Below are 24,888 nucleotides of genomic sequence, written 5' to 3'. Positions count from 1 at the left end.
TGCTGTAAGTGCAATCGCCGTTAGCGCTTAAAGTTCTTATTCTTCGTATTCTGAGTCTTCGTATTCTGAGTCTTCGTCAAAAGAGGTAGAATCTACTTCAACCTCCGTCTCCGTCTTCACATCTGTACTCCGGGCTTCAAGAATAGGTCGCAAAACTTTATTGTCGATATCAAGATAGTGACTTTTGGGATTAATCCCTAACAATTGCAAGAAAGCTTCCAATTTTTGCAACTGGTTTCTAGCGGCAGTAATGTCTCCTTCCAGTCTCTTTAGCTCTTTTGTCTTATCAACAATCTTTTCGTGCAGGCCTGCCAGGTCAAGTACAATTTGATTTTCAGTTTCAACCAAACGCATAAGCTCATCAAGCTTAAGCTTCAAATCTTGATAGCCTTCTGACAAAACATCAACTTCAGCAGAAACTTGAAGTTCACCAGGACTCTGAAAATTGTGAAAAGTGTCCCGCTTATAAGTCGGAACAGCAATTTTAAGATTGAACATTCGCAAAAACCTCCAATACACAAAGTGTGAAAAAAGTGGAAGAAAGCGATCGCCCTTGCTCTATTTAAAAGCGATCGCGTTGTCGATTTAGATGGGTAAATATGTTGGAAACGAGTCTAATCACATTTGTCTGGCATCACCTCCTGGGGGAGCTCGCCCGTCGGCAAGTGTCGAGTGACGGGCGAATTTATCAATATCGTTGGCGCGATCGCTCGCAATGACACTCGTCGGTGGAAAGTTAGGCGGTTTGGGTCGTGGCAATCGGGCAAACTTTCCTGTATCGGGCGGTTCGTCGGGGCCGTTTTGGCGATCGCACCAAGGGTCAAAAACAGGAATCAGGAATTCGCAAGTGTTGGAACTTTTACTGCCTGATGAAAGTTCCAACACTTCGGAAAGTTGCAGTTCATACCAGGAATCAGGAATTGCAGCCCACTGGGAGAAGGACTCAAGGGAAACTTGCAGCGGTCTTGGAGTCGGCTCGGAAGCTAAGTTAGTCCTGGTGTCAAAGGAAGTTTCCAGCGGTAGAAACGGACTAAACCCTTCTTGCTCTTGTTTTGTTTCGGTGGCCTTATCCCAGGCATCGTAAGCGGCCCAGAAAGCGAACATAGAATCAAAATCGTCAGGGTCTGGCGGTTCGATAGTTTCTACCAGTTCGAGCAAGTTCAGTTGGCCGGTAGGTTCGATTTTGTGAGCAGCCCCGAAATACGGAGTGTAGGTGGCGAGGAATTTAGCAGAAAAAGTAATCCCCGCTGGGGAACGAACTTCGGCATCGTCGTCATCGTCATCGTCATCATGCCCAAAACAAGCGGGCAGGTCACAAATAGCATAGTTTTCGCAATAGCCACAAGCCACTTCCCAGAAGCCGTGAAAATAAGTACCAGCGTCATTCCACCTGGGATACAACTGCCACAAGGAGCCACAAACCAGGCACTTTTCGCAGTGCTCACCACCAATCAAGTCGGCAGGAAATTGTTCCTCTCCCACAACAAAAGAAGGTTTCGGTATCCGCGCGATCGCCTCAAAGACCGAATCAGTTTCGACACCGGGGGAAGCTTTGGCCGCTGGAGCGATCGCACTTTGGCTCAATTTTTGGTCAGTTTCCAGTTGGTGCTCTCGACCGTCGCCTCGGTTTGGGGGTTGCTCATCGTTGAAAGTGGCCGCCGGGGCGATCGCATTAATAGTCGGTTTGGGATAAACGATGCGGCCAAACTTGGAAGCGATCGCCTCAAAGACCGAATCAGTTTCGACACCGGGGAAAGTTTTGGCCGCTGGAGCGATCGCCTCAAAGACCGAATCAGTTTCGACGCCGGGGAAAGTTTCGACACCGGGATCAGTTTCGACACCGGGGGAAACTTCCAGCAGTTTCAACAACGGGGGTTGAGTGTTAACCAGGGCGTCAATCCAGTTTTGGCGGCATCGCTTGTCGCCAGAGGGGAGAACGCCAACCTCGGAAGCAATTTGTTTGAGTTCCGTCAAACTATTGTTCTGTAAGCTTTCTAGCGTGTAGTAGTACATAAGAGGAAAGGGTGTGTATGCTGTCACACCCATTTTTGTTAGGGGTTGCAGTGCAATCTCATGATAGACTGTGATTATTAATATAAAGTCTATGATGATATAATGTCAAGGTCTTGTATAAGACTTTGTTAATTTAGTGGAGATGTTATGAATAGCGAGACCCATGGTCAAGAAAGCGAAACAGAGAGAATATGGCGAAGTCAAAGTGACGAAAGCGTTCGGGCTTACGCCGACGGGAGCGAGGATGCTCAACGATTTGGCGAGGGAACTAGGGATAAGTGCGTCACACCTAATCGAGAAGATAGCCAGAAGAGAGTTGGGAGTAGTTGTGCCCTTGGGGGAATCCTCGACCAACTCATAGACGATGCGGAGAAGCAATTGGTCAAGTCTAGGGAGTGCATCGTCTGGTACACAGAAGAAGTTAAGGATTATGAACAAAAACTTAACAATTTGCGCAAACTTAAAGAATTGCAGCAAAAACAAGAGCAAGAGGCTACCATTCCTCGGAATCAGTTAGATTCTGAGGAATAACGAGAAAAACCAGCATCAGCGTCAGATGCTGGTTTTGCATTTAAAGAGCCCAAATCACCATTGGGTAATGGTTTTACGCTATTAGTTAGTTGACCACCCACTAATCGGCCGATCGCACTTATGAACAAATCAGAACTTATTGAATTAGTCGCTACTAAAGCGGACACCACCAAAAAAGAAGCCCATGCACTGCTAGACGCTCTAACCGAAGTCATTGTTCAAACAGTAGCCGACGGCGAGAGGGTGGTGTTGGTAGGCTTTGGCACTTTTGAAGCGAGGGAGCGTAAAGCTCGCGACGGCCGCAACCCCAAGACCGGGGAACAACTGACCATACCCGCTACGACCGTGCCAACTTTTTCAGCAGGCAAGCAGTTTAAAAATGCTGTTGCCGACCAGCGCACCGAGTCATAAATTTGCCGATCGCCCGTCAGGACTGATTAGCCACCAATTCAAGGACAACACCATGCAAAAAATAGATTTGAAAAAATACGCCTACGAACTCAACGCAGCGCAAAACTTACCGCCGGCGTCCGTGGAGATTCCAGCATTGGCTGCGATCGCGCTCGTCAGTCATGTCCAGTTAGCAGTTCGCCACCCGGAGGTAACTGAGTACAGTCTTAAAAAAGCGGCGATTGATGTGGCGCGACAGTTGCAGGCTCTATTCAATCAAGATTCGGAAATTCACAAAGTGCTGGAACTTGGATGGAATCCTGATAAGAGCGTCTATGTGCCGGAAGGCATTGATGATTGGTTCATCGAGGACTTTGCTCCGGAAGGCGTTCTTGATAGGTACAGCAAAAAAGATGGCTAACGGTCAGCTTTCCCTTTTTGACACCGGCTCAGTCGCTCGAACCTACAAGGCTGGTGATTTAGTCAAGTTGAAGAGGAAAACCCCTCACGCAGCCTTGCTGAAACGAGGGGACATAGTTCGAGTCGAGACCGTTCACCCTGGTGACGGAAGTATCAAATTCTGGAACGAGCGCACCGAGTCTTGGGGCTACCTGTACCCTGATGAATTTAGTGTTGTTACAGAATCATCACCCCTCACTGAAATTGATTCTGTAACACCCGTTGAGTCTGCCGTTACAGAATCATCACCCCTCGCCGAAATTGATTCTGTAACACCCGTTGAGTCTGTTGTTACAGAATCATCACCCCTCGCTGAAATTGATTCTGTAACACCCGTTGAGTCTGCCGTTACAGAATCATCACCCCTCACTGAAATTGATTCTGTAACACCCGTTGAGTCTGCCGTTACAGAATCATCACCCCTCACTGAAATTGATTCTGTAACATTGGTTGAGTCTGCCGTTACAGAATCAATTCCGCCCGATGATTCTGTAACAAGCGCTATCTCTACTTACCGGCCTCGTGGCACAGCCCGCGGAGGCGATTACTTTCGATTTAGTTATCGAGATAATAGCGGCAAAACTCGTCACATCCATATCAGGGGTGGAAATACAAAGTCCTTAATTGCTCAGGCAAAAGTGCAGGAAGTGCGATCGCTCCTGATTGCCGGAGTGCCAAATTCTGAAATTGCCGCTATGCTTCGGAACGACAGAGCTCAGCTACCTTTGTGCGACTGATGCCACTAACCGCGGCAATCTGGGAGTAACTTTTGCCTTGTGCTCGCAACTGCCGGACGGAAGCGATCGCGCTTTCCGACACTCGCGGGCGCCCGAACTTCTGTCCCTTGGCCCGCGCAGAGGCAATTCCACTTCTCACCCGCTCGCGAATCAAGTCCCGTTCAAATTCACCGATCGCCGCAAGAATCGTGGCCATCAGCTTGCCCTGGGAAGTGTTCAAGTCCAAACTGAGGCCTGACAAGGTGATTAAGCTAGTTCCCCAGGCGTTCAAGTCTTGCAGCGTAGCGAGCAAGTCGATGGTGCTCCGGCTCCATCGACTCGGTTCAGTCACCAGGACCGCTGAGATTTTCCGAGCTCGCGCAGCTTCCAATACTTTTTTTCGTTCCTGTCGATTCTCCTTTGCGCCGCTGGCAGTCTCGCGGTGCACTTCGACAATCTCGTAGCCGGCGCGATCGGCAAACTCCCTTAAGTCGCGTTCTTGGCGATCGCAATCTTGCTCGCTAGTGCTGACTCGACAGTAAACAGCAGCTCGTATCAAAAAACCCTCCTGTTAAGAGTAGCTAGAACCCGGCCAGAACCCGGATTAAATCGAGGCAAAATTCAAACAATTCGCCGTATCAATTAAGAAGTGGTTTTTGATACGCCGTCACCAACACCAAGCAAAAACTTCTTTACCATTTCGTCTAAAAGTCGCCCCATTGTTGTATGACGGCGAAGCGCTTCAATCCTCAAAGCTGTCTTAGTCTCTTCACTAACTTCAGTCTGCAATTTAACGACACTAGCTAAAATACTTTCATTAGCAGCATTGTTGGCAACAATAACATTTTCAACCATAAAAAACCTAGAGAGCTTGCTTTTGTTCTAGTTTACCCCCTTAGATCTAGTTTCAGCAAAAGTTTTATTTTATTAAGTTGTCCTTCCTCATTTGCTTAAGTCGAAGTTTAGTTCTTTTTACAAAAGGTTTCATATCACCTTTCGTAAAATCATCTAGCCCTTGGTGGCGTTTTTCAAGTGCAATATCCAACTCCTTCTCTCTAATCAACTGCTCTCTCTTTCGTAGAAATTCTTTGCGAATTATTCCTTTACTCGTTGTTGGCTTAGTCATTTTATTCGTCCCTTAATAAGCGAACTATCGATTTAGACTCAGGCTTAAAAACCCATTTTGTGATCGGAATCTTTGACGGTTTGAGCATTTTACCCAAAATCGCTTCCACTTCGTCATCAGTTTTCGCCTTAGCCGTATCAATTTTCTTTGGCTGTGTTTTGTCAAAGCCTTTATGCCCTTCGTAAATTGTAAAGCAAGCTGGTACTTCTTCAGTATCTAACCCAGGCTCTACCCCTAAAACTTCGGAAAGAAATTCAATTTTCCTAGTCTGTTCCGCAATTATGCTTAAAAGTTGAGTGATTTGCATCATCATAGAAATTTCGTATTTCTGAGATGAGTCGCCATTCGACATCGCCTCGGCGACCATTTCGTAAACCTGTCCAGCCCATGCTGTTGCGTTAACTGACTTCCACTCGCTACCTAGTGGTTTCGATACTGGATTAATTATTAACCCATTAGCCAGCATCCTGAATAATGCCTGATTCAATTGGTAATAATCCTCACAATCTTCGGTTCCAGTTCCACCAGGAACCAGGAAAGCCTTGGCTACTTTAAACTTTTCTTTTTTCAGTTTTGCGATTCCAAGATACTTATAGATTTCATCTACTTTTTTACAACAATTCATAGGCTTTACTTTAGTTGGTTGATTGGGTAAGCGTGGAGGCTGAAATCCGGCTGTATCGCCACCTTTTTTAGGCTTAAGATTGGGATTAGAACACGATGATTCTATAATAGATATAGCATAGTCATAAGTCTTATATTCTTTGCCGTAAACAGAATCAGAAGTAATTTTGTGTACAGATTGGTATCTCCGACTAATGTAGTCAGATATTGCTACTTGACTACCTTCTGCTTGTATTGCGCAGATACCGTATCTGCCGTCTCCATCAGAGCCATAAACATACGATATGTAACATCTTTCTAAAGTAGTAGGCTCAACGTAAGTAAATCCGTCTGTACCGTAGTATGGTAAATTAACTGTAAAATTGAAAGTCGAATTTTTTTCCCAATTATATACTGGTTCTGTTAGATTCCAATGGTTTTGAGTTCTAATCGATTCAAAACTTGTACCACTACCATTGACTGTAGTTTCGATTACATCGCCAAATTTATAACTTCCCCAATCGACTAAATCTTTAATAGTGGTTTTTACAGTATAAACCAAACTACAAGTCGATGTATCCGATGGGTCTGGCGGTGGTATGGGAGTGTTTGGGGGTACTGGTGGTGGTATAACGGGAGGTGTTCGGGGTTTATCTGGCTCAGTTCGAGACCACGGATTTGGCCTTGGTACTGGTACGGGTTTAGGAGTTGGTACAGGAACCGGACGCGGTATTTTAGGTAGTTTAGGTGTTGGTTTAGGTCTCGGTATGGGAGTTGGTTTAGGTACGGGTGTTGGTACGGGCTTTTTTAAATTAATCGGGCGTGGGCTGGGCGCTTTTGGCTTAGGTGGGCGGGGTGGTTTAACAGGTTTCCTCCTAATATCTGCTTTGGGTTTAGTTAAATCAATTGATGGTTTCTTCCTTAAATCAACTTGTGGTTTCTTTCTAATATCTGCTTGTGGTTTCTTCTTGCTGTCCCTCACTAAATTAGGTTGCTTATCTTCGGGGGGCTTTGGCTGTCGTTCTGGTTTAGGACGTTCTGGTTTAGGACTCTCCCTCCGCACTCTTGACCCAGGACGTTTAGGTGAGTCTGTAGGCGCACTGGGTCTCCGTGGGCGAGTTGAACCTGTACTTGGTTTAACACCTGCTCCTAACCTTAAACTACCGCTGTTTTGGGGGTCTCCGTTATCACGAGAGAAGGTAGTGCAGAATTCGGCAATACCTACTCCGTAGCAAACTTGGACGGTGACAGCACCACTAGAGTCCCTAGCAACTTCAACTTTACCCCCAAAAGCTTCGGCAGATATTGCAGCGTTGCCTTTGTTGTCAGCGCTTAAACCACCACCAAAACCAAAAACGTTGCCACTAATACCGCCACCTAGCGACTCGATCGAGCCGTTTTCTCGTAGCTTAACTGAACCTTCTAGGGAACCACTTAATTTTTTTCCGACTCCGATTCCGGTATTTAGACTTGCAGTTCTTTCAGCAAAATCAACTCCACCCGACAAGCGATTACCTTTTAGGTTCAAAACACCTTCTAAGCCAACTTCTGCACTACCTTCTGCACGAATTCCCCCTAGGCTTCCTAAAGTTCTTTCGTAAGTTAAATTAAGATTTGCGTTACCAGTGTTTCTGGGCTGTCTCGACGGTGTCGGCATTAGTGTCTTATGGGGGTAAATAAGGGGGTAAATAGTTAGGCGGTATAAAAAACAAGGATTGAAAAAGGTTTAGACAAAATGTTGGCTGAATTTGTGGGGTGATTGTAAACTATAAAAGAAGTACCATCATGGTTACAATCGTAACTGTAACCAGGTGCGCCTGAGTCGAAATCACTTCCTACCGCACTGTTTAGTCCCTGTATTACTTTGCAGAGGTAACCAACAATTTTGTCTCCTGTAAGTCCGTGTGCGATAGTTATAGTCGCCCCTTGAGTAGCTGCTGTAACTCCGGTTAGTCGTTTAACTTTAATTCCTACGTTGTCACCAAGGGTAGTAAATCCGGTTGCACGTACCGAGCCGTTAATTGTGTTTAAGCTGGTATCGGTGTTTGTAGAAGCCCCTATATTCCAAGTACCATTCTCGTTACAAATAAGCGCATTCCTACCCCCAGCCCCATCAGAATAGTATTGATTGAAAACATACAAGCCGTAACTTGTTGGTGTGGGGCCCCACGATTGAAACCTTGCAGAAGAAACACCGTTATGGTCAAAAAGACATTTCCCAGCCGTTCCGCTAACAGAAAAAGCCCCATTGGTAGTTAGGGTGGTAGTAAAAGTTTTAGCACCACCGATTGTTTGGGTTCCAGTCAGTGCGACATAACGAGTGTCGGCACGGGCATTAGTTAGGTAATTGCCATGGTCATCGCCATTTGTGTGTTGTGCAAAGACAGTCGCTAGGTCTACTTGCTCGACAAACTGAGTCTGTGAAATTACTTCTACAGTGCCGTTGTTTACTGAATTACGCCCTAGTAAGGTGTTAGAAGGTAAATTTATTAACTTACCTTCTAGTGCTAGTTCTAGCGACGCAATTCGTGCTGACAATTCCGTTAAATCATTTTTTTTTGATACGTCAATTGTGCAACCAAACGAAAGACTAATTAAATCCTTATCCCACAACAAGCCGTCGCCATAGTCTATTAACTGTACACCGATTGCGTCGTTAAGTTCTAACAATCGAGAGGGATAGCCGAGGCGACCACGAAAGTCTGGATAATCCTTTCTTCCGTAGTTAAGTAAGATAAATTCGGCTATTTCAGTCCAATCTCCAGTGTTGTTTTTGCGAGTTAAAAATCTTAATCCAACCTTATTTGACTGGGACTCTGCTTTTGTTAGGGCCAGAGATTTTTCGATATCAGCCTCATCCCCGGTTAAGTCTGGGACTTTCCCAATGTTCATGCTATTTAAATCTACGCAGCCAGTTGCTTGGTCTAAATAAATAGCTACAAGTTCGTCACTTTGAACCGTTAGGTTTCTAAAGTGAATGACTTCGACAACGCTATTAACTACATAGGCTGGAAGTAATTGTACTGAAAAAGTTTTTGACTGTAGTGCCATTTTAAGTTTTGTTTGTAATTTCCTTCATCTTGTCTTAAATCATTGTTATGCAATCGTTAAAGGCATCGGAAGCACCTTCTTTTAAGCCTTCCAATAAGTTCCCTAAAGGTGGATTTTCTTCCGTAATTTTCTCTATTTTGTCATCAATTTTTTGTGAAATTACAAAACTCTCTCCTTCTTGTAGCCCCCAATTTTTGATTTTATTATCAATCGCAGGGATACCAGTTCTCACGTTGTTTCTAGCAAATTTACGCAATTCTAGGTATCCTAACTTTGCAGCTAAGTTGCGCGCATAACGAATAAAAATGTTAGCCATTTCTGACATAGCATCAATTAATTCGTCAGAAATATCGTCATCGTCCTGAATTTCTTTTGTAATCGATAACGCAGCAGCAGCCGTGATGTTCAGGGTTAACCTAGGATTAGTTTTCCCGCCTCCGAAAGCCATTACGACCAAAGTTCTACCTAGTGACTCCCCAACCTGATTTAGAAAAGCTAAATAAGAACTGTTTAATTCTGCCAAAATCGCTTTATCCGACTGCGCCCAATCTAGATTTACTACAGTGTTTGTAGTTCCTAAAATTGCTTGTTGTAGTGTGGGCAACATCGCTCCGACTGCGAAACCGCCTAACTTTATTGAACCTAACGAAGTCCACATTGATGCAATTCCGCCACTGATCACACCAGTTAGTCCTGTTGCACCAGCAACGAAAAATCCCGCAACCGCAACTGCTCCAGCGCCCGCAATCGCACCACCGGGGTCATCTTTAAACCAATCACCAAAGATTTTCCAATCACCACGAGCGATTGCCTTTACCAATTCTTTGCCTCCCTCAAACATTCTTTTGCCGAGGTCTAAGGCACTTTGTAGTCCGGATTTTATGGCCGCCCAAACAGCACCCGCAGTCTCCTGTACCCATTTATCGGGTACAATCCCCTCGGTAGAAAGTGCTAACGCGGAAGACTCTAACGTAACTCCGAAAGTTTTGACACTCATAAATTTCTTTTAAACGAATAGGTGTTATTTATCCCCATAAATAAGGGGGTAAATAATGATTAGGTCAACAGCCATTCTGTCGCCGATTCAGAGATTGCGCCGTTATTACCTAAAACGGTTGCATATGGTAGTGACAAACTGCCAGAATAAGTCGCTTCCGTCCAATCAAAATCCAAAGTAATTCCTGTCACTTTCTGTGGATTTTTTGCGCCATTGCGTTGCCAGGTCAAAAGATAAAGGCAACACTCAATAAAATATGCGGAAAAAGTTGTAGACTTAATTGTACCGACTGGGCTCCCGGCGCTAAAAGTTACAGTTGTCAAATATGGCAAGGGGGATTCCACAAAGACTCCCGTAGCGGGTGTATAAACTATTTGACCGGGCAAAGTAAATGTCGAAGTTAAAATTCCTTCTTCACTCTTGTCAAGCGAAAATTTGTTATCGCCACTTCCTACCGCTGCTTCGCTTGCATTAATCAGATGGAGTAATTGGAATAACTGCCCCTCGATTGTTGTCGCGTTAATCGTTGACCCTGTACCTGGTGTGACTGTGGCCATAAGTTTAAAGTTTAAATCCTGAATTTCTTGAAATAGTTTCCTCGATTTTTTCGAGTCTTTGCTCGTAAAATTCTAATTTACTCAACAAAACAGCCCTGTCAATAGCGTTTTGTTTGACTTGAGTTAAGATTTTATCGAGATGGTTCCAGATAGGAATTAAAGTGCCCAAAAATCCCACGATCACAAAGATATCGACTTTTAAAGATAGATTTTGCATTTTAGCTTTCCTCAATATATTGCCAAGCAAATAGTTTTAGTCCGTCGCCTTTGGCAATGCAGTTGACTATTAAACTGAACTCGCAAACAAAAGGATAGGAAAAAACTTGCAATTGATTCAGATAAAGTCTTCGAGAAAAGTCCAACACAGCATCTTTGCCAGAAACTATTAACCCAGATCGTATTTCTCTGTTGACATATCCCGCTCTTAGCCACCGATAATCGGGACTAAGAACAGACGAACTTAACAGTAATGCGATGGCGTTGGTTTGTAATAGAATCGGACAGACAAGTCGCTGAGTTTTTTGTAAGTTTGGGATACTCAAGTCCCAAACTTGTTGCCAATTGTTCTGAGAAAATTCAAAGGTTTCCATCAATAGTTAAGCAAGTTAGCGACAACCCAAGCTGCTTCTTGTAAGTGGAAGTAAGGGTCTATTCCAACAGAATCTAAGATGTCTAAATAAGTGTCCAAGTCAAGTTCCTTATCAAGAAATTGCTGGCTACTGTTGTTGACTAGAATCATTCCCTCAAATTCACTATCCGTACAATTTGAATCAACCTCCACTTCGAGTAAATCGCTTATGTTTTCGGGAACATAAATATCTTCTTGCATTCCTGGTAGCCACAATTCTTGTTTTTTTGACATTACTACGAAGATGATTAAGGAGTAGTGCTGGTAGCAGCAGCTTGTTGTGCTTGAATGTCGCCTTGAGCGGAAAAACTTATTGTTCTTTTTGGGGCCTTTAATGCTGCTCGCAAAACAGCTTGCGCTTTTTGTTCATTGGCGAAATCGGTTGACGTTCCCTTGCCGTAAGGGCAACTTAAGGTATTAGTCTCGTGTTTTGTGTAAGTTCTGCCAGTAAATCTTGAAGCGTGATTATCTTTTTTCCCGGCTCCTTGCTCCGTTACTCGCACTTTTGCAAACTTTACTTTTTTAGCCGGAACGCTCATGTTTCCAGCACCAGGTGGTATTGTTGCAAAAATGGATTTTGCCCACAAAGCGCCAGTTATAGCACCTACTAAAGTAGCGTCGTTTTCTTCTTTAGCTGTTGGTCCGGGAGTGTCTGCACTAAATGCAAGTGCCTTTGTTTCGTAGAATAATTTATCCACTCCGAAGGGTTGAATATAAGCTATAGTCGATGCTCGATTAATTCGTTTAAAGTCTGTCGTTGAAGCAGCATAGGCTTGTCGCTTGGCTGCTGCATCTAGCGCCCTCCATTGTCTAAGTTTTGTTGCTGCTGCTTGCAGTTCGTCCGCTCTATTGATATCCGAAAATCGAGCCATAGTTTTTAGTATTGTAATTTTTGGTTTCTTTTTACAACACTAGCTTTGTTTTTGGGAGAAAAGTGCGGTATTTTATCACCTACTTTTTCGGGAAACCTATTGGGTTTCAATATTTATTTTTTTATACTGTAAACTCGTAGTAAGACGCACAAGAACGCACTGTTATTGGCAGTAAACCAATAACAATAATTGCTACTAATAGTCAGGAGGTTACTATTGTGACGATACGCAAAAAAACAAAAGAAGTGACAACCACAGAATTACTACTTCCACCAGAAGAACCTTCTTTATTATTTGCTCAACGCGAGTTAATTCGCACTAACGGAATAGATTTTGAGAAATGGTGGGATGAATTTAAAGTTGGTTTTGTTAACGGTAAGCGTGACAAAGCGACTAACTTTAAAACTTCTCTTTGGACTAAGCCTAAGTATTCCAATATTACCCCTATGACTTCTACAAGTGGCGCCACTACTATTGAATACTGGCCTGACAAAGACAAACCCAAAGATAGTTACTTGTTATCAGGAACTACTAGCGACTTGATTGCTGGAATTACGGCTATAATGAGGGAGAAATCCATCGAGTCTCAAGGCTTATCTGGGAAGGGTAGTAAGCCATTACTAAAAGGATTCCCGACAATTAAGCTGGTTTTTCGTAGCGAGGAAGGAATAGAAGGAGTAAAACAAATTCGATGTGTTGGCTTTACAGAAGATGCAAAAATAGCATCATTTTCTAAAAGTGTTGAACTACTTAAGGAGTCAGATATAAACCGTTGGGCTAACAAAATAAAAACTATTTTTGGCGATACAAGTTATATTTGGAAAAAAGGAGTTTCTTGCCTCACTTATTCGGGAATGGTTGCTAGGTTGCAAGGCTTAGAGGGTTGGGCTTACGTCCAGAGCGAAGTAGACGGGGTAGAGCTGTTTACGGCAATCTTGAAAATTTTTGAACAAAAACCGGATAAAGACGGGTTTAATTTTAGTGAGAAAACCAACAAAGCTCAGTTCGTACCCAAGACTCTTGACGCCGAAGCGGGTGAAACTAAATTGGTGTTGGGCAAGTCACTACCCGCGACCAAATATCGACCCAAAGCCAGTTGTAAATTTTTTGGAGCTTCGCTTTACCTAGACTCTCTAAAAAAATCAATTCCTTTAGTCCGTGGCAACGTTGTATTAAGTTTGAATTTGTAGTGATTATGCACAAATTAAGTTTCACCCTTCCCCTTGCTGACTCGCCAGAGTTAATTTTTGGGAATCTAAAGCTGACTTATCCCGACGGTCACGCTATCGACTACCTTGCCACTTCGGGTTGCGCCAATTGGCAGCGTCCTGGTGACGAGTGGGTACGCGGCAAGGGGCCGATACCTGCGGGCAGTTATCAGATTCCTACGGAACCTTACTTTTTGGAGACTCGCGGAATAGAGGGCGATTTTTTTCACTTGACACCGGATCCGGTGGTCTCCGAACACGGAGCTCGGTCTGAGCTTGGAATTCACTTTGATGCCAATCAACCTGGAAGCGCGGGCTGCATAGTCTTAATAAATTGGTCGGGATGGCGGCGTTTTTGCGACCGCATTGCGTCGATTGCTCAGAGCGGTGTGAAGAGCCTGCCGGTAACTGTGAAATACTGACACGCGAAAATAACAGTGACATGACCGTCACTTAGCCAGAAGTAGTTGGGGATTCATGTTAGAAGATGCTCGCACACCCATCTTGCTAACCGCTCAGCAGCACTTAACCCGCCAGGGGTTAAAACCCCTGTCTAATAGCTCAAGTCCACTAAAGTGGACTCAGCAACCGGAAATTTCCAGTCGGCTTGAGCCGACTTCAGCTATTAGCCGGGGAATTGATTCCCCGGCGGATGAAAGCGGAGTGCAAGACACCGATCGCGACTTTACCGCCACAGCGTTGCCAGATTACCAAATCCCCAATCTCGCTGCAATTTGCCTCGATCGCGATGGGGAAGCGATCGCCCGACAAAGCCCGCAAAATCCCACCAGCCCAGTAACCGTTGACAATCTCGCTTACCTCATCTACACTTCAGGTTCCACCGGCAAACCAAAAGGCGTTTTAATCGAACACAAAGGACTGTCAAATTTAGCACAAGCTCAAATCGAAACTTTTAAATTACAGCCAAATCACCGCGTTTTGCAGTTTGCATCCCTCAGTTTTGATGCCTCAATCTTTGAAATAGTCCTCGCTTTGCGATCGGGAGCAACCCTTTACTTAGTCAATCCAGAATCTCGGTTCCCAGGCAAGCCTTTAATCGATTTTGTGCGCGACAATGCTATCACCCATGTTACCCTTCCGCCTGCGGTTTTAAAACTGTTGCCCACCACCCAACTTGCCGCCCTACAAACTATCATTTGTGCGGGGGAATCTTGCACGCCGGAGCTTGTGACAAGCTGGGGTAAAAACCGCCATTTTTTTAATGCTTACGGACCAACGGAAGTGACTGTTTGGTCGAGTATTTCTGAAATTACTGAGAGTCAAAGAATCTCGATCGGTCGTCCAATTCTTCAAACTCAAATTTACATTTTAGACCAAGATTTGCAACCAGTCCCGATCGGCATTCCGGGCGAAATTCACATCAGCGGCTTGGGAGTGGCTAGAGGATACCTCAACCGATCGCACTTAACACCACAGCGCTTTATTCCCAATCCTTTTAGCGATAAAGATAAAGTGCCAATGTATAAAACAGGCGATTTAGCTCGCTACCTTCCCGACGGCAACATCGAATTTTTAGGCCGCATTGACGAACAGGTAAAAGTGCGGGGTTTCCGCATCGAATTGGGTGAAATTGAAGCGGTATTGAGACAGCATCCGGGAGTGAAAGAAACTTGCGCGATCGCCTGCAACGACTCATCGGGAAATCAGCACCTAATTGCTTATGTTGTTCCGAAAAATCCGCGACTCAACCCTCTCGAACTCCGCAATTTCTGCCAAACACAACTGCCACCATACATGATGCCCAATGCTTTTCAAATTATCGAGGATTTGCCCCTAACTCCCAACGGCAAAATCAACCGCCACCGCCTCTCTTCGCGCGCATACCTGACAGCCACATCGGGCGATGCTTCCGCAGAACCCCGCAGCCGGTCCGAATCAACCCTCGCCCAAATCTGGGCAGCAATTCTGAATCGCGATCGAGTCGGGATTCGCGATAACTTCTTCGATTTAGGAGGAGATTCCTTGCTGGCTGTGCGCCTAATCGATCGGATTAACCAGCAGTTTCAGCGGGATTTGCCGCTGTCTTCATTGTTTTTAAATCCCACAGTGGAACTTTTAGCAAATACCCTAAATTTAGGGAAAAATTCTTTAGCAAACTCGCCGTTAGTTGCCATAAACTCTCAAGGTTCAAAGCCGCCGTTTTTTTGCGTGCATCCCATCTTCGGCGTAGTTTTTCCTTATTACAAACTAGCAGCAGAGTTAGGAAGAGACCAACCCTTTTACGCGCTGCAACCGCGAGGAATTGAAGGAGAATGTTCTCCTTTAACTAGCATTCAAGATATGGCAGCTTTTTACATCGCCGCAGTGCGTGAAGTGCAGCCGCAAGGACCGTATTTTTTAGGAGGTTGGTCTTTTGGAGGTTTAGTGGCTTTTGAGATGGCTCAACAGTTGCAAAAAGCGGGCGATACAGTGGCTTTGCTCGCCGTACTCGACACTTTAGCACCAATTCCAGCCAATCAAATTTCTTTTTGGGACGGCTGCAAGTTTCTGCTGACAACCGCGCTGCGATCGGTTTGGCCTTTTCTCTTGGATTATTTTCGCTTGCTGGCTGCTGCGGATAACTTTTCGGGTAAAAGTTTAATTAGGAGAATTGCTCAACTAAATCAAGTTATTAAACCGATATTTACCGTGTTTCAAGCTAACAGCAAAGCAACTCTGGCTTACGCGCCGCAAATTTACGATAATCAGATTACTCTCCTGCGCTCTACCTCACAAACCACCACGGGCGATCGGGATTTTACCCTCGGCTGGAACGAACTTACTACCGACACAGTAGAAGTGATTAGAGTCCCCGGAAATCACTTAACTATGCTCAGAACACCCTACGTTCAAGTCCTCGCCCAACAGCTAAAACAATGTTTTATCTCAATTCCAGTCAATTATAGATAATAAAGATGGTTTGTAGTTACCAACCATTTTTACGGTGGTATATTGTCGAGGAAACATGATATAATATCAATTACTCTCTTCATCGGAATTATTCCTTTCTCTCTGTGTTCTCTGTGTTCTCTGTGGTTAAATCATTCCGATGCAACGGTCAACGATCTAATATCGCGTTCGCCTCAATCAATTAAAATTTCAATTACAAACTCCGTTCCCTTGGATGGTGCAGAAATACAAGTCAGTTTTCCGCCGTGTTTTTCTTCCACAATTTTACGGGCGATCGCCAGCCCCAATCCCGTCCCTTTACCAACCTCTTTTGTAGTAAACAAGTGGTCAAAAATATGTGCTTTAACTTCCTCTGACATTCCCTGTCCGTTATCACTAATCCGAATTACTGCCATTTGCCTATCGCCCGAAACTTCAGTGCAAATTTTAATTCGCTGAGGATTTGCTTTAATTTCCGCAAATGTTTGCCCGACGCAGGCTGCATCTAAGGCATCGATCGCATTAGCGATAATATTCATAAATACTTGATTTAATTGTCCCAAAAAGCACTTGACAAGCGGCAATTTACCATATTCACAAATTACTTCAATAGCCGGACGTCGATCGGAAGCTTTCAGGCGGTATTTCAAAATTAGCAGCGTACTGTTAATCCCTTCATGAATGTCGCAAGCAGCTTTTTCGCAGGTATCGGCTCTGGAAAAAGTGCGGAGGCTGTTGCTAATATCGCGAATGCGCTGGGAGGCGATTTTCATAGCAGGAATCAGCTTTGGCAAATCTTCGCTCAGAAATTCTAAATCAATATCTTCTGCATGGTCGATGACTTCTGGTACTGGTTCAGGATAAGATTTTTGATAGCATTCAAGATGAGCAAGTAAGTCTTGAATATATTCTTCGATGTTGTTGACACTACCTGTAATAAAGCCAATGGGATTGTTGATTTCGTGGGCGACACCCGCAACTAAATTGCCCAAAGTTGCCATTTTTTCATTCTGCACCATTTGCAATTGAGCTTGCTTTAATTCATCTAGAGTTTGTTCGAGTTCTTGAGATTTCTGCTGCACGGCGGCTTTAGCTTTTTTGATGTCAGTAATATCTCGCGTCATTCCCACCGTACCAGTAATGTTGCCGTCGCGATCGCGCCTGGGAGTCTTAGTCGTATATAAATTTACGATCTCCCCCGCAGCATTCAAGACATCTTCCTCAAACTTTTCGGCAACTCCAGAGTGCAAAATTCGCTCGTCCCACCCCCGAATCTCCTGGGCAAATTCTAGAGGAAGAACATCAAAATCCGTTTTTCCAACTATCTCGACTTCCGACGACAAACCTAACAACTCAAGCGTTGCAGAGTTGGCAAAAATATAGCGGTGTTGGCTATCTTTAGCGAAAATCATGTCGCTGGTACATTCCAGGACACTTTGCAGCAGGAAATTGCTTTGTTGGAGATAGAGTTCGGCTTCTTTGCGTCCGCTAATATCGCGGAAGTACCAGATTCTGCCACATTCTTCTCCTGATGGTAATTTCACAGTCACAGAATACCGTTCCAAAATGCGTTTGTCTTTGAGAATAATTTCATGGTAGCTAGCTTCATCGGGATGTTGATAGAGATACTCAACCGTTGCCATAAATTCCTGCGGTTGTTCTAGTCGATCCAATACAAATTCCAAGAGTTGACGATCGTCCTTGGTTTGAAGAAGAATCTCAGGAAGGTTCCATAGCTTGGCAAATCCTTGATTATAAGCACTCACCTGCCGATTGGCATCAATCACGAGGATCGCATCTAAAGAAGATTCTCTTTGTGCTTCCAAAAAGGCAGCACTTTTTATGAGTTCCCTTTGGCTATGCTGTAAATCTTCTAGCGCTTGCTCCAAACGTAGGGCATGGAGCTGAGATTGTTGATAAAGTCTGGCATTTTCGATAGAAATCGCGGCTTGGGTGCACAATAGTTGAACAATTTCCGTGCGACTTCTGGTAAATGCCCCCATCATCAGTTGATTTTCTAGATATAGCAATCCGATTAATTTACCTTGGTTTAAAATCGGGACACAAAGCAGACTGAGAGGTTTATTGTTTATAAAATAATCGTCATTAATAAAATTATTTTCTATGTTTTTTTCGTTGATTACGATAGTTTTTAAACTCCGTCTAACCTGGTTGATTAGTGTTAAGGGAATTTCTGGGTAACTTGACAATGGTACTGAGACTAGGCTAATATTTTCCCTGGTATTACCCATAGCTTCTACCATCAAAATATCGTCTTTTAATAACAGCAAAACTACCTTGTCTGCCCCGGCATTTTCCATCACTACTTGCATTAAAATAGCAACTAATTGCTCTAGTTGAATTTCACTGGATAAGGCTTGGGAGGCTTTGAGAATGGTGGCGAAATCTAGGGATTCGGAAATGCTACTGCTGTGAGAACGAGTTGTATGGATGGTGCGATGGAGGATTGAGGAGCGATCGAGAGTTTCCAGGCGCGTTTCCCCGATCGAAAAATGATGTTGTTGTGCCTGCAATATGGCTGTAAGGATTTGGGGATAGCGCATTTCTAAGTCATCGATTTTGGCTTTGGCTTCCCACCGGGCATAACAGTAGTAAGCTTCTTGCAGATAAGAACGAGCTAATTTTTCTTTGCCCCAGTCGAGGTAAAATTTGGCGCAGAGTTCGTTGGCTAGGGCTTCTTCATTCAGGAATTGGTTTTGTTTGGCTCCTGAGATGGCGCGATCGTACAATTCGATCGCTTTGAGTTTTTGCCCCAGTACCCGATATCGTTCTGCTTCTACCAACAGAAACTTATGTTGGTAATTCATCGGGGCATAGTGTCCCCATTTCTTCAGTTGTTTCTGATTCGCCTCAATACTCTTGAGAATTTGCTGCTGTTCGTTTGACGTTGCAGTCGCGTAAATCGCCAGTTGTGCCAGAGAATCGTAAAAGTAGTGCAGAACAGTTGGCAGGGAAGAAACGCAGTTATCAAAGTACGGTTTAGCAGCCTTTGATTTCTCAATTGATGCGTCATACTGCCCAAACAAATAATGAAGATGCTGTTGGCAAACGTAACTAAAAAATAACCCTGTGCGATCGTTCGCCGCCACCTGTGCCGGAATATCTTCAGCCACCCGATAGCTTTCACCCGACAAGCAACTCGGATCGCTAGAATCACCCAGCAGATTTAAGGTAGCTTGATGGTAGATCTGGATGTAAAGAGAGCCATTTTTTTGGTTAAAAGGAGCGATCGCGGTTATAAAAGAACGAATTCCTGTTTCTGCTTCCCTTAAGTTATCCCCTGTCCAGTAGCGATTGTAAGAATGAACCAAAGCAGCCCAAGCAGCATATTCTACATCTCCCGTTTCTAAACCGCTCTGGTAAGCTATTAACAGCGCTGGCATCGTATCCGTGATGCGATCGCGCCAATGGCTGACAAACGTATAAGTCATAAATAGCACTTTCGCTCTCAAATCCGTCGCGTTAAAACGCTCTAGTAATTGCAGAGAAAGTTGTCCAAACTGATAGCCTCCTTCAATATCCATGAGTATGCCACAGAGGATCAGTCCATACCAAGCGTAGCCAAAAGCTGAGAGAGCCGTATTGCCATACCGTACCGACAAATTAACCCGCTCAAATACCAGTAGCGGCATCAACTTCGGAGCACAAAGATAGGCCGCCGAAGCAGCACTAGAAAGAATTCGCATCGCTGCCAATTTCTTAGCATCTGTCATGTTTGGCAGATTGGCCAACTGTTCCGGTTGCTTGTTACCCAAAATCAACTTAGTTTTGGCTAAACCCAGCAATACTTGAGCCTGAGTGGGCTTTTTGGGAAGCCAAATCCCCAACTGTCCCAGCACATCAATTGCTGTGTAAATGCCATTCTGGGGCTGGCCTTGGGCAAGGTAAGCGAGGATTTGAATTTCGTAAGCACTAACTTGATCTAGCAGTTGGTTCGCTTGTTGCAAAATCGCACTAACTAGCTGTTGCACCTGTTCAAATTTGCTGCACAAATAGGCTGCTTCTGCTGCCAAATTGTGTAAGGCCAGCGTCAGAGTATATTGTGCTTGCCAGCTATCTACTGGTAAGCTGCTAATACCTGTATTCACAAATATTAATGTCGCGTCAAAGGCGGCCGCAGCTTTTGCTGTTTTCCCTGCCTGCAAGTTCAGCGAGGCTAATTCATAACGTGCTGTATTATCCGAAATCAGCCCGCGGGCAAAGTTGAAATGACCGACAATATCAAAAATTCGTTCCTGACGTTGAGTTTCATTACTTTTTTGCAGCAACAGTTGTCCTATTTTCAGGTGAGTCGCTTGTTTTCTATCTTCGGGAATCAGGGAATAAGCAGCTTGTTGAATGCGATCGTGTAGAAATTTGTAGTTAGGTAATTGAGGGTTAGTTGCTGGCAATATTCCGGTTGGTTCGCTCGATTCTTTTTCTTGATAAAACTTGTAAATTTCACTGGTTGGTAAGATGAATCCTTCTTGCAACGATTTCCACAAATCTGCGGCAGTTTCTTCGGGAGATTTCTCGCTGACTACTGCCAATGTATTTAAATCAAACTGCGAGCCTATGCACGCAGCCAACTTGAGCACATCCTGAGTTGGGAGTGGCAATTTCTGTAATTGCAGCGACATAAATTCCACCACATCATCGCTGATTGTTAGGGCTTTAACTTTCGCAATATCGCACTGCCATCCCCCTGTTACCCCCCTCTGTCCCCCCTGGCTAAGGGGGGATGTTACCCCCCTCTGTCCCCCCTGGCTAAGGGGGGATGTTACCCCCCTCTGTCCCCCCTGGCTAAGGGGGGAGGTAAGGGGGGTGGGGTTAAAGGAAATTAGCCCATCTTCCTGTAGCGATTTGAGAAATTGCGTGGCAAAAAATGGATTGCCTTTGGTTTTTTGATAAACTAACTTGGTTAATGGCTCAGCCAAAGGGCGATCGCAAATCAGCGTATCTGCGATCAAATCGTTAATATCGGTTTGACTAAGCGGCTGCAAGGTCATAGTATTTACTACTGTTCCTGAAGCGGCTATTTCTGCTACTGCCAACATAAACGGATGAACCGGGGATACTTCGTTATCCCGATAGGCCCCTATTACCAATAAGTTCTGGCTATCTTTTTCGCCCAGCAACAGTTGCAAAAGCTTGAGGGATGCTGAATCTGACCACTGCAAATCATCCAAAAATATCACTAAAGGATGTTGTTTTGTGGTAAAGACAGAGATAAATTTTTGAAACACTAAATTGAAGCGGTTTTCGGCGGCACTTCCCAAAAGTTCTGAGACAGGCGGTTGTTTGCCAATAATTAGTTCTAGTTCGGGAATTACTTCTACCATAACTTGACCGTTTTCGCCAACAGCCTGCTGAATTTTGGCTTGCCATTCCTGAAGTTGAGCATCGCTTTCTGACAATAATTGCCCCATTAAATCTCGGAAGGCTTGCACAAAAGCACTAAAGGGAATGTTGCGTTGAAATTGGTCATATTTGCCTTTGATGAAATAACCCCGCTGGCGAACTATGGGTTTGTGAACTTCGTTGACTACAACGGTTTTGCCAACGCCGGAAAATCCTGCAACTAACATCATTTCGCTGCGGGATAAATTCGATCCCCCCCAGCCCCCCTTAATCAGGGGGGAGCCTTCTGTTCCCTCGTTCCCCTCGTTACCAGGAAGAGCCTGGTAACGCATTTCCAGAGGCTCTGCCTCGCGATTTAGTTGAGAAAGAATAGGCACTGAAAGAGGAGGCAGAGCCTCCTGATATTTATTCCTAGGCGGAGCCTGGGAACCAGATTCTGCCTGGGAATGAGGGTTTGCTACTCGATCGAAGGCGGCTAATAATTCAGCTACTTCGCTCTCTCTCCCGTAGAGTTTTTCGGGTATAATGAAGCGATCGCAAATATCATTTTCACCCAAAACAAACCCTTGAATTTCACCACTTTCTTGTAATTGAGCCTGACAAATATTTAAATCGTGCTTCAGCCCCAAGGCACTTTGATAGCGGTTTTCCGCATTCTTCTCCATTAGTTTACTGACAATTTCCGATAAAACTAGCGGAATCTCAGGATTGATTTGAGCGGCGGGAATTGGCTGCTTAGCGAGATGACAATGCACCAATTCCATTGGCTCTTGGGAAATAAATGGTAATTTGCCCGTTAATAATTCGTAGCAGGTAACGCCCAGGGAATAAAAGTCGCTGCGGTAGTCAATGCCGCGATTCATTCTCCCTGTTTGTTCTGGAGAAAGATAGGGGAGAGTTCCTTCGAGAATCTGCGGATTAGAGATTTCTTGGGTTTCTTTCGGTAGCAAGGAAGCGATACTAAAATCAATAATTTTTAATTGTTTGGTATTTGGATTAATCAGAATATTAGCGGGCTTGATATCTTTATGAATTACTCGCTTTTGAGAAAGATAGTGCAGAATATCTGTGAGTTGTAAAGCTAAGTTAAGAAATTCTGCTAAAGGTAAAATTTTATGAGATTGGTTTTGCTCTGTGTCGGCTGGCTGTTGCGGATCGCCCTTGAGATAAGCAGACAGGGAGACTCCACCAAAATCTTCCATAATTAGGGCATAGCTATTGCCGTAGGCTTCTAGACTTAGGGGTTTGACGATGCTGGGTAGGTTGAGATTTTTGGCGATCGTATATTGATTGCGAAATTGCACCAATTCGTTAAAATTGGGCAAGGGATTGTTGAGCAGCTTAATCACGACAGCTTGCCCATCCGTCTCTCGGATACCCCTATACACCAAGGTTCGCAAACCTACATAAAGTTGTTCTAGTATCTGATAACCTGATAAATTAGCGATCGCATCCATAGGTTAGTCATCCTTCATATTTATCAAATAATCCTCGCCTAAGCTCCACCCAAATTTGCACCCTTATCTACTATGTTATACTAGGTTTAATGAAAAAAACACAGTCATTTTTGAGGTGTCCCCAGTAGTCCTCCCAGACTTATTAAAAAGTCGGGGATCGGAGGAGATTAATTTTATTCCTAATTCCAGATTCCTACCATCCATTAGATCAATTACGTCGGTGTTCAACCTGTGTTAGGGCGGGATCGCCCCGATTTCAATCGCCTGATGTCTGCAAACTTAAACGCCGTTTTTTATCCAGATACTGCTGGTGATAATCTTCAGCCCTATAAAACTCACCAGCAGGTTGAATTTCCGTAGCAATATCTTTATCATATTTCCCCGATAATTGCAGCTTGTGTTTGGACAAGCGCGCCGCTTTTTCTTGTTCTAAATTGTGATAAAAAATCACCGACCTGTACTGTTCTCCCCGATCGGGCCCTTGGCGGTTGATTTGAGTAGGATCGTGACAGTTCCAGAAGACATTTAGCAATTCTTCGTAACTTACCACAGAGCGATCGAACTCTACCTGCACGGCCTCAGCGTGACCCGTAATTCTAGCACAAACATCAAGGTAACAGGGATGTTGCCAATGACCGCCCGTATAGCCCGCCCAAGTCGATAACACCCCCCGCACGGATCGAAACTTATCTTCAACCCCCCAAAAACAACCCGCTGCAAACGTAGCTTTTTCCATGGTGCTGCCCGCAGAAACTTTAATCTTTATCATAAACTCTATATTCACTGTCCAGCAACACGGTTGAGCTAACCCGATCGGGTTACGTCGATCGAGTGTCACTCAAAAAAGCGACTGGTAACTAATTTTTACCCCAGTTATGAATAGATATAGCGAGGGAAAAGCCAAAACAAAACTTTCGCAATAGAACACATTACTGAGATAAAAACATGGAAATTTCTACTTTTGAACTCCTAGCCAAACCGATCGCACCCGCGATTCCGGGGGCACCGCAACTGGCTACCGTTGCTCGCAGAGTTGTTCAGGGATACTTTCTCACAATTTCTAATCTCGAAGCAATCGACTTGCGGTATCGGATTGAATTTACTGTCAGCCTGCCCATACCGGCAGACTCCAATAAAATTCTGCTCGGCAACGCTCAGTTAATTGTCGATGTTGAAGGCAATAATACCATTCTAGCACTGACTCAAAAACCAGGAGATCCTAAAGTGTATCGCGGGTTTTTCACCATACCCGCACACAAAACTGCTTCGGTTGAACTATTGCCAGCCCTGCCGGGAGTTCTGTCAGCAAGTATGTTAGAAGTGCGCGGATATGTCTCCCTATTTTTACCCCCGCGCTTCAAATTTCCTTTCTCGGTTCCCCAAACTGAAAAGCCCGTAAGAGTGTTGTTAAATCCTGAAATTCGCGGTACTTTCTTGCCCAATGGTTTTCCAGGTGTAGTCGGGGATTTAGACTTCGATCAAATTAATTACACTTTGGCAATTGCTAGCGGAAAAGCATTGAACATGATTCCTCCCGAACCAGGCTTGCCGATTATCCTTGAACCCCAACTTGTGAGTCAGGTTTTAGAAGATTTGCGTGAGGGTAATTTGGAAGTGTCTAGTGTGGAAGCAGACAATTCCGAAAAAGCTAAAATGCTGGTAGAATTGCTCGTCCAAATCGACTCCAATGAACCTAATTTGAAGGCGATAAATACTGTGATGGACAAATTTGATATTCCAGTCAGAATTTCTCGTAACTAGATTAATTTTAGGCAATTTAGGTGAATTAATTTTAGGGTAGTGCCGAGAGTAGCGCCACGGTAAAAACCCGGAAAAATTCACAATCAAGCAGGGGTTAAGATCCCTGCTTTTCCGAGAATTTATACCATTTATCTAAAATCGTGCAACAATCTTTGACCCCCCTAACCCCCCATTATAAAGGGGAGAGACAAGACTACTGTGGCATTCTTTTTTAAAATTGGTATTAGGTCGTCTAAGGACTATAATTTCAACTCTTTAATTCGCTAATA

23 protein-coding genes are annotated in these 24,888 nt (G+C 44.3%); 8 read left to right on the top strand and 15 right to left on the bottom strand.

Annotated features, from left to right (window positions below):
- Positions 1–36: 36 nt before the first annotated feature.
- Positions 37–498, bottom strand: a complete 462-nt coding sequence (locus AAFP14_RS03305) for a hypothetical protein (protein WP_341730880.1) — start codon at positions 496–498, stop codon at positions 37–39.
- A 120-nt stretch (positions 499–618) separates the two neighbouring features.
- Positions 619–2,040, bottom strand: a complete 1,422-nt coding sequence (locus tag AAFP14_RS03300; RefSeq protein ID WP_341730879.1) for a hypothetical protein — start codon at positions 2,038–2,040, stop codon at positions 619–621.
- Between the two features lie 120 nt (positions 2,041–2,160).
- On the opposite strand from AAFP14_RS03300, the gene AAFP14_RS03295 reads away from it, so the two are divergent.
- The 4 genes from AAFP14_RS03295 to AAFP14_RS03280 all read left to right on the top strand — a co-directional run bounded on the left by AAFP14_RS03295 (position 2,161) and on the right by AAFP14_RS03280 (position 4,130).
- Positions 2,161–2,544, top strand: coding sequence for a hypothetical protein (locus AAFP14_RS03295; protein ID WP_341730878.1), 384 nt, complete (start codon positions 2,161–2,163; stop codon positions 2,542–2,544).
- 120 nt (positions 2,545–2,664) lie between these two features.
- The gene (locus AAFP14_RS03290; RefSeq protein WP_341730877.1) at positions 2,665–2,955 is read left to right on the top strand and encodes an HU family DNA-binding protein; all 291 of its coding nucleotides are present in this window, start codon (positions 2,665–2,667) and stop codon (positions 2,953–2,955) included.
- Positions 2,930–3,355: a hypothetical protein gene (locus tag AAFP14_RS03285; protein WP_341730876.1), complete on the top strand. Its 426-nt coding sequence runs from the start codon at positions 2,930–2,932 to the stop codon at positions 3,353–3,355. The genes AAFP14_RS03290 and AAFP14_RS03285 overlap by 26 nt, the downstream gene beginning before the upstream one ends.
- Positions 3,348–4,130: a hypothetical protein gene (locus tag AAFP14_RS03280; RefSeq protein ID WP_341730875.1), complete on the top strand. Its 783-nt coding sequence runs from the start codon at positions 3,348–3,350 to the stop codon at positions 4,128–4,130. Before AAFP14_RS03285 ends, AAFP14_RS03280 begins: the two co-directional genes overlap by 8 nt.
- Here AAFP14_RS03280 and AAFP14_RS03275 read toward each other — a convergent pair.
- From AAFP14_RS03275 to AAFP14_RS03225, 11 genes are all read right to left on the bottom strand, one after another.
- Positions 4,087–4,668: a recombinase family protein gene (locus tag AAFP14_RS03275; RefSeq protein WP_341730874.1), complete on the bottom strand. Its 582-nt coding sequence runs from the start codon at positions 4,666–4,668 to the stop codon at positions 4,087–4,089. The two genes, AAFP14_RS03280 and AAFP14_RS03275, sit on opposite strands and share 44 nt — an antisense overlap.
- An 83-nt stretch (positions 4,669–4,751) precedes the next feature.
- On the bottom strand, positions 4,752–4,964 hold the full coding sequence (locus tag AAFP14_RS03270) for a hypothetical protein (RefSeq protein WP_341730873.1): 213 nt from the start codon (positions 4,962–4,964) through the stop codon (positions 4,752–4,754).
- A 64-nt stretch (positions 4,965–5,028) separates the two neighbouring features.
- A complete protein-coding gene (locus tag AAFP14_RS03265) occupies positions 5,029–5,235 on the bottom strand; it encodes a hypothetical protein (RefSeq protein ID WP_341730872.1) in 207 nt (68 codons plus the stop codon).
- Position 5,236: 1 nt separating this feature from the next.
- Positions 5,237–7,495: a hypothetical protein gene (locus tag AAFP14_RS03260; RefSeq protein WP_341730871.1), complete on the bottom strand. Its 2,259-nt coding sequence runs from the start codon at positions 7,493–7,495 to the stop codon at positions 5,237–5,239.
- 35 nt (positions 7,496–7,530) lie between these two features.
- On the bottom strand, positions 7,531–8,889 hold the full coding sequence (locus AAFP14_RS03255; RefSeq protein WP_341730870.1) for a hypothetical protein: 1,359 nt from the start codon (positions 8,887–8,889) through the stop codon (positions 7,531–7,533).
- Between the two features lie 34 nt (positions 8,890–8,923).
- Positions 8,924–9,886 carry a hypothetical protein gene (locus tag AAFP14_RS03250; RefSeq protein ID WP_341730869.1) on the bottom strand — a complete coding sequence of 321 codons (963 nt, stop codon included), beginning with the start codon at positions 9,884–9,886 and terminating at the stop codon, positions 8,924–8,926.
- A 59-nt stretch (positions 9,887–9,945) separates the two neighbouring features.
- Positions 9,946–10,443, bottom strand: a complete 498-nt coding sequence (locus AAFP14_RS03245) for a hypothetical protein (RefSeq protein WP_341730868.1) — start codon at positions 10,441–10,443, stop codon at positions 9,946–9,948.
- Positions 10,444–10,447: 4 nt separating this feature from the next.
- Complete coding sequence (locus tag AAFP14_RS03240) at positions 10,448–10,660, bottom strand: hypothetical protein (protein WP_341730867.1); 213 nt, start codon at positions 10,658–10,660, stop codon at positions 10,448–10,450.
- 1 nt (position 10,661) lies between these two features.
- Complete coding sequence (locus tag AAFP14_RS03235; protein WP_341730866.1) at positions 10,662–11,033, bottom strand: hypothetical protein; 372 nt, start codon at positions 11,031–11,033, stop codon at positions 10,662–10,664.
- The gene (locus AAFP14_RS03230; RefSeq protein ID WP_341730865.1) at positions 11,033–11,305 is read right to left on the bottom strand and encodes a hypothetical protein; all 273 of its coding nucleotides are present in this window, start codon (positions 11,303–11,305) and stop codon (positions 11,033–11,035) included. The genes AAFP14_RS03235 and AAFP14_RS03230 overlap by 1 nt, the downstream gene beginning before the upstream one ends.
- Positions 11,306–11,319: 14 nt before the next feature.
- Positions 11,320–11,943, bottom strand: coding sequence for a hypothetical protein (locus AAFP14_RS03225; RefSeq protein ID WP_341730864.1), 624 nt, complete (start codon positions 11,941–11,943; stop codon positions 11,320–11,322).
- Positions 11,944–12,161: 218 nt separating this feature from the next.
- Between AAFP14_RS03225 and AAFP14_RS03220 the strand changes: the two genes are divergently transcribed.
- The 3 genes from AAFP14_RS03220 to AAFP14_RS03210 are packed head-to-tail and all read left to right on the top strand — an operon-like array spanning position 12,162 to position 16,061.
- Complete coding sequence (locus AAFP14_RS03220; protein ID WP_341730863.1) at positions 12,162–13,133, top strand: hypothetical protein; 972 nt, start codon at positions 12,162–12,164, stop codon at positions 13,131–13,133.
- 5 nt (positions 13,134–13,138) lie between these two features.
- A complete protein-coding gene (locus AAFP14_RS03215; RefSeq protein ID WP_341730862.1) occupies positions 13,139–13,573 on the top strand; it encodes a hypothetical protein in 435 nt (144 codons plus the stop codon).
- A 55-nt stretch (positions 13,574–13,628) separates the two neighbouring features.
- On the top strand, positions 13,629–16,061 hold the full coding sequence (locus tag AAFP14_RS03210) for a non-ribosomal peptide synthetase (protein ID WP_341730861.1): 2,433 nt from the start codon (positions 13,629–13,631) through the stop codon (positions 16,059–16,061).
- A 173-nt stretch (positions 16,062–16,234) separates the two neighbouring features.
- On the opposite strand, the gene AAFP14_RS03205 is transcribed toward AAFP14_RS03210, so the two are convergent.
- Together AAFP14_RS03205 and msrA are read right to left on the bottom strand one after the other, a co-directional pair.
- Positions 16,235–22,858 (bottom strand): ATP-binding sensor histidine kinase, encoded by a 6,624-nt coding sequence (locus AAFP14_RS03205; RefSeq protein WP_341730860.1) that lies wholly within the window; start codon positions 22,856–22,858, stop codon positions 16,235–16,237.
- A gap of 256 nt (positions 22,859–23,114) precedes the next feature.
- Positions 23,115–23,594: a peptide-methionine (S)-S-oxide reductase MsrA gene (msrA, locus tag AAFP14_RS03200; RefSeq protein ID WP_341731079.1), complete on the bottom strand. Its 480-nt coding sequence runs from the start codon at positions 23,592–23,594 to the stop codon at positions 23,115–23,117.
- A gap of 209 nt (positions 23,595–23,803) precedes the next feature.
- Here msrA and AAFP14_RS03195 point away from each other — a divergent pair, with 209 nt between their 5' ends.
- Positions 23,804–24,619 carry a hypothetical protein gene (locus tag AAFP14_RS03195; RefSeq protein WP_341730859.1) on the top strand — a complete coding sequence of 272 codons (816 nt, stop codon included), beginning with the start codon at positions 23,804–23,806 and terminating at the stop codon, positions 24,617–24,619.
- The last annotated feature ends 269 nt before the right edge of the window (positions 24,620–24,888 follow it).

It is taken from the genome of Microcoleus sp. EPA2 (assembly GCA_020882975.1).
GTDB lineage: Bacteria > Cyanobacteriota > Cyanobacteriia > Cyanobacteriales > Microcoleaceae > Microcoleus.
The sequence above is the reverse complement of the archived record's forward strand: the minus strand, read 5'-3'. Positions and strand labels throughout refer to the sequence as shown.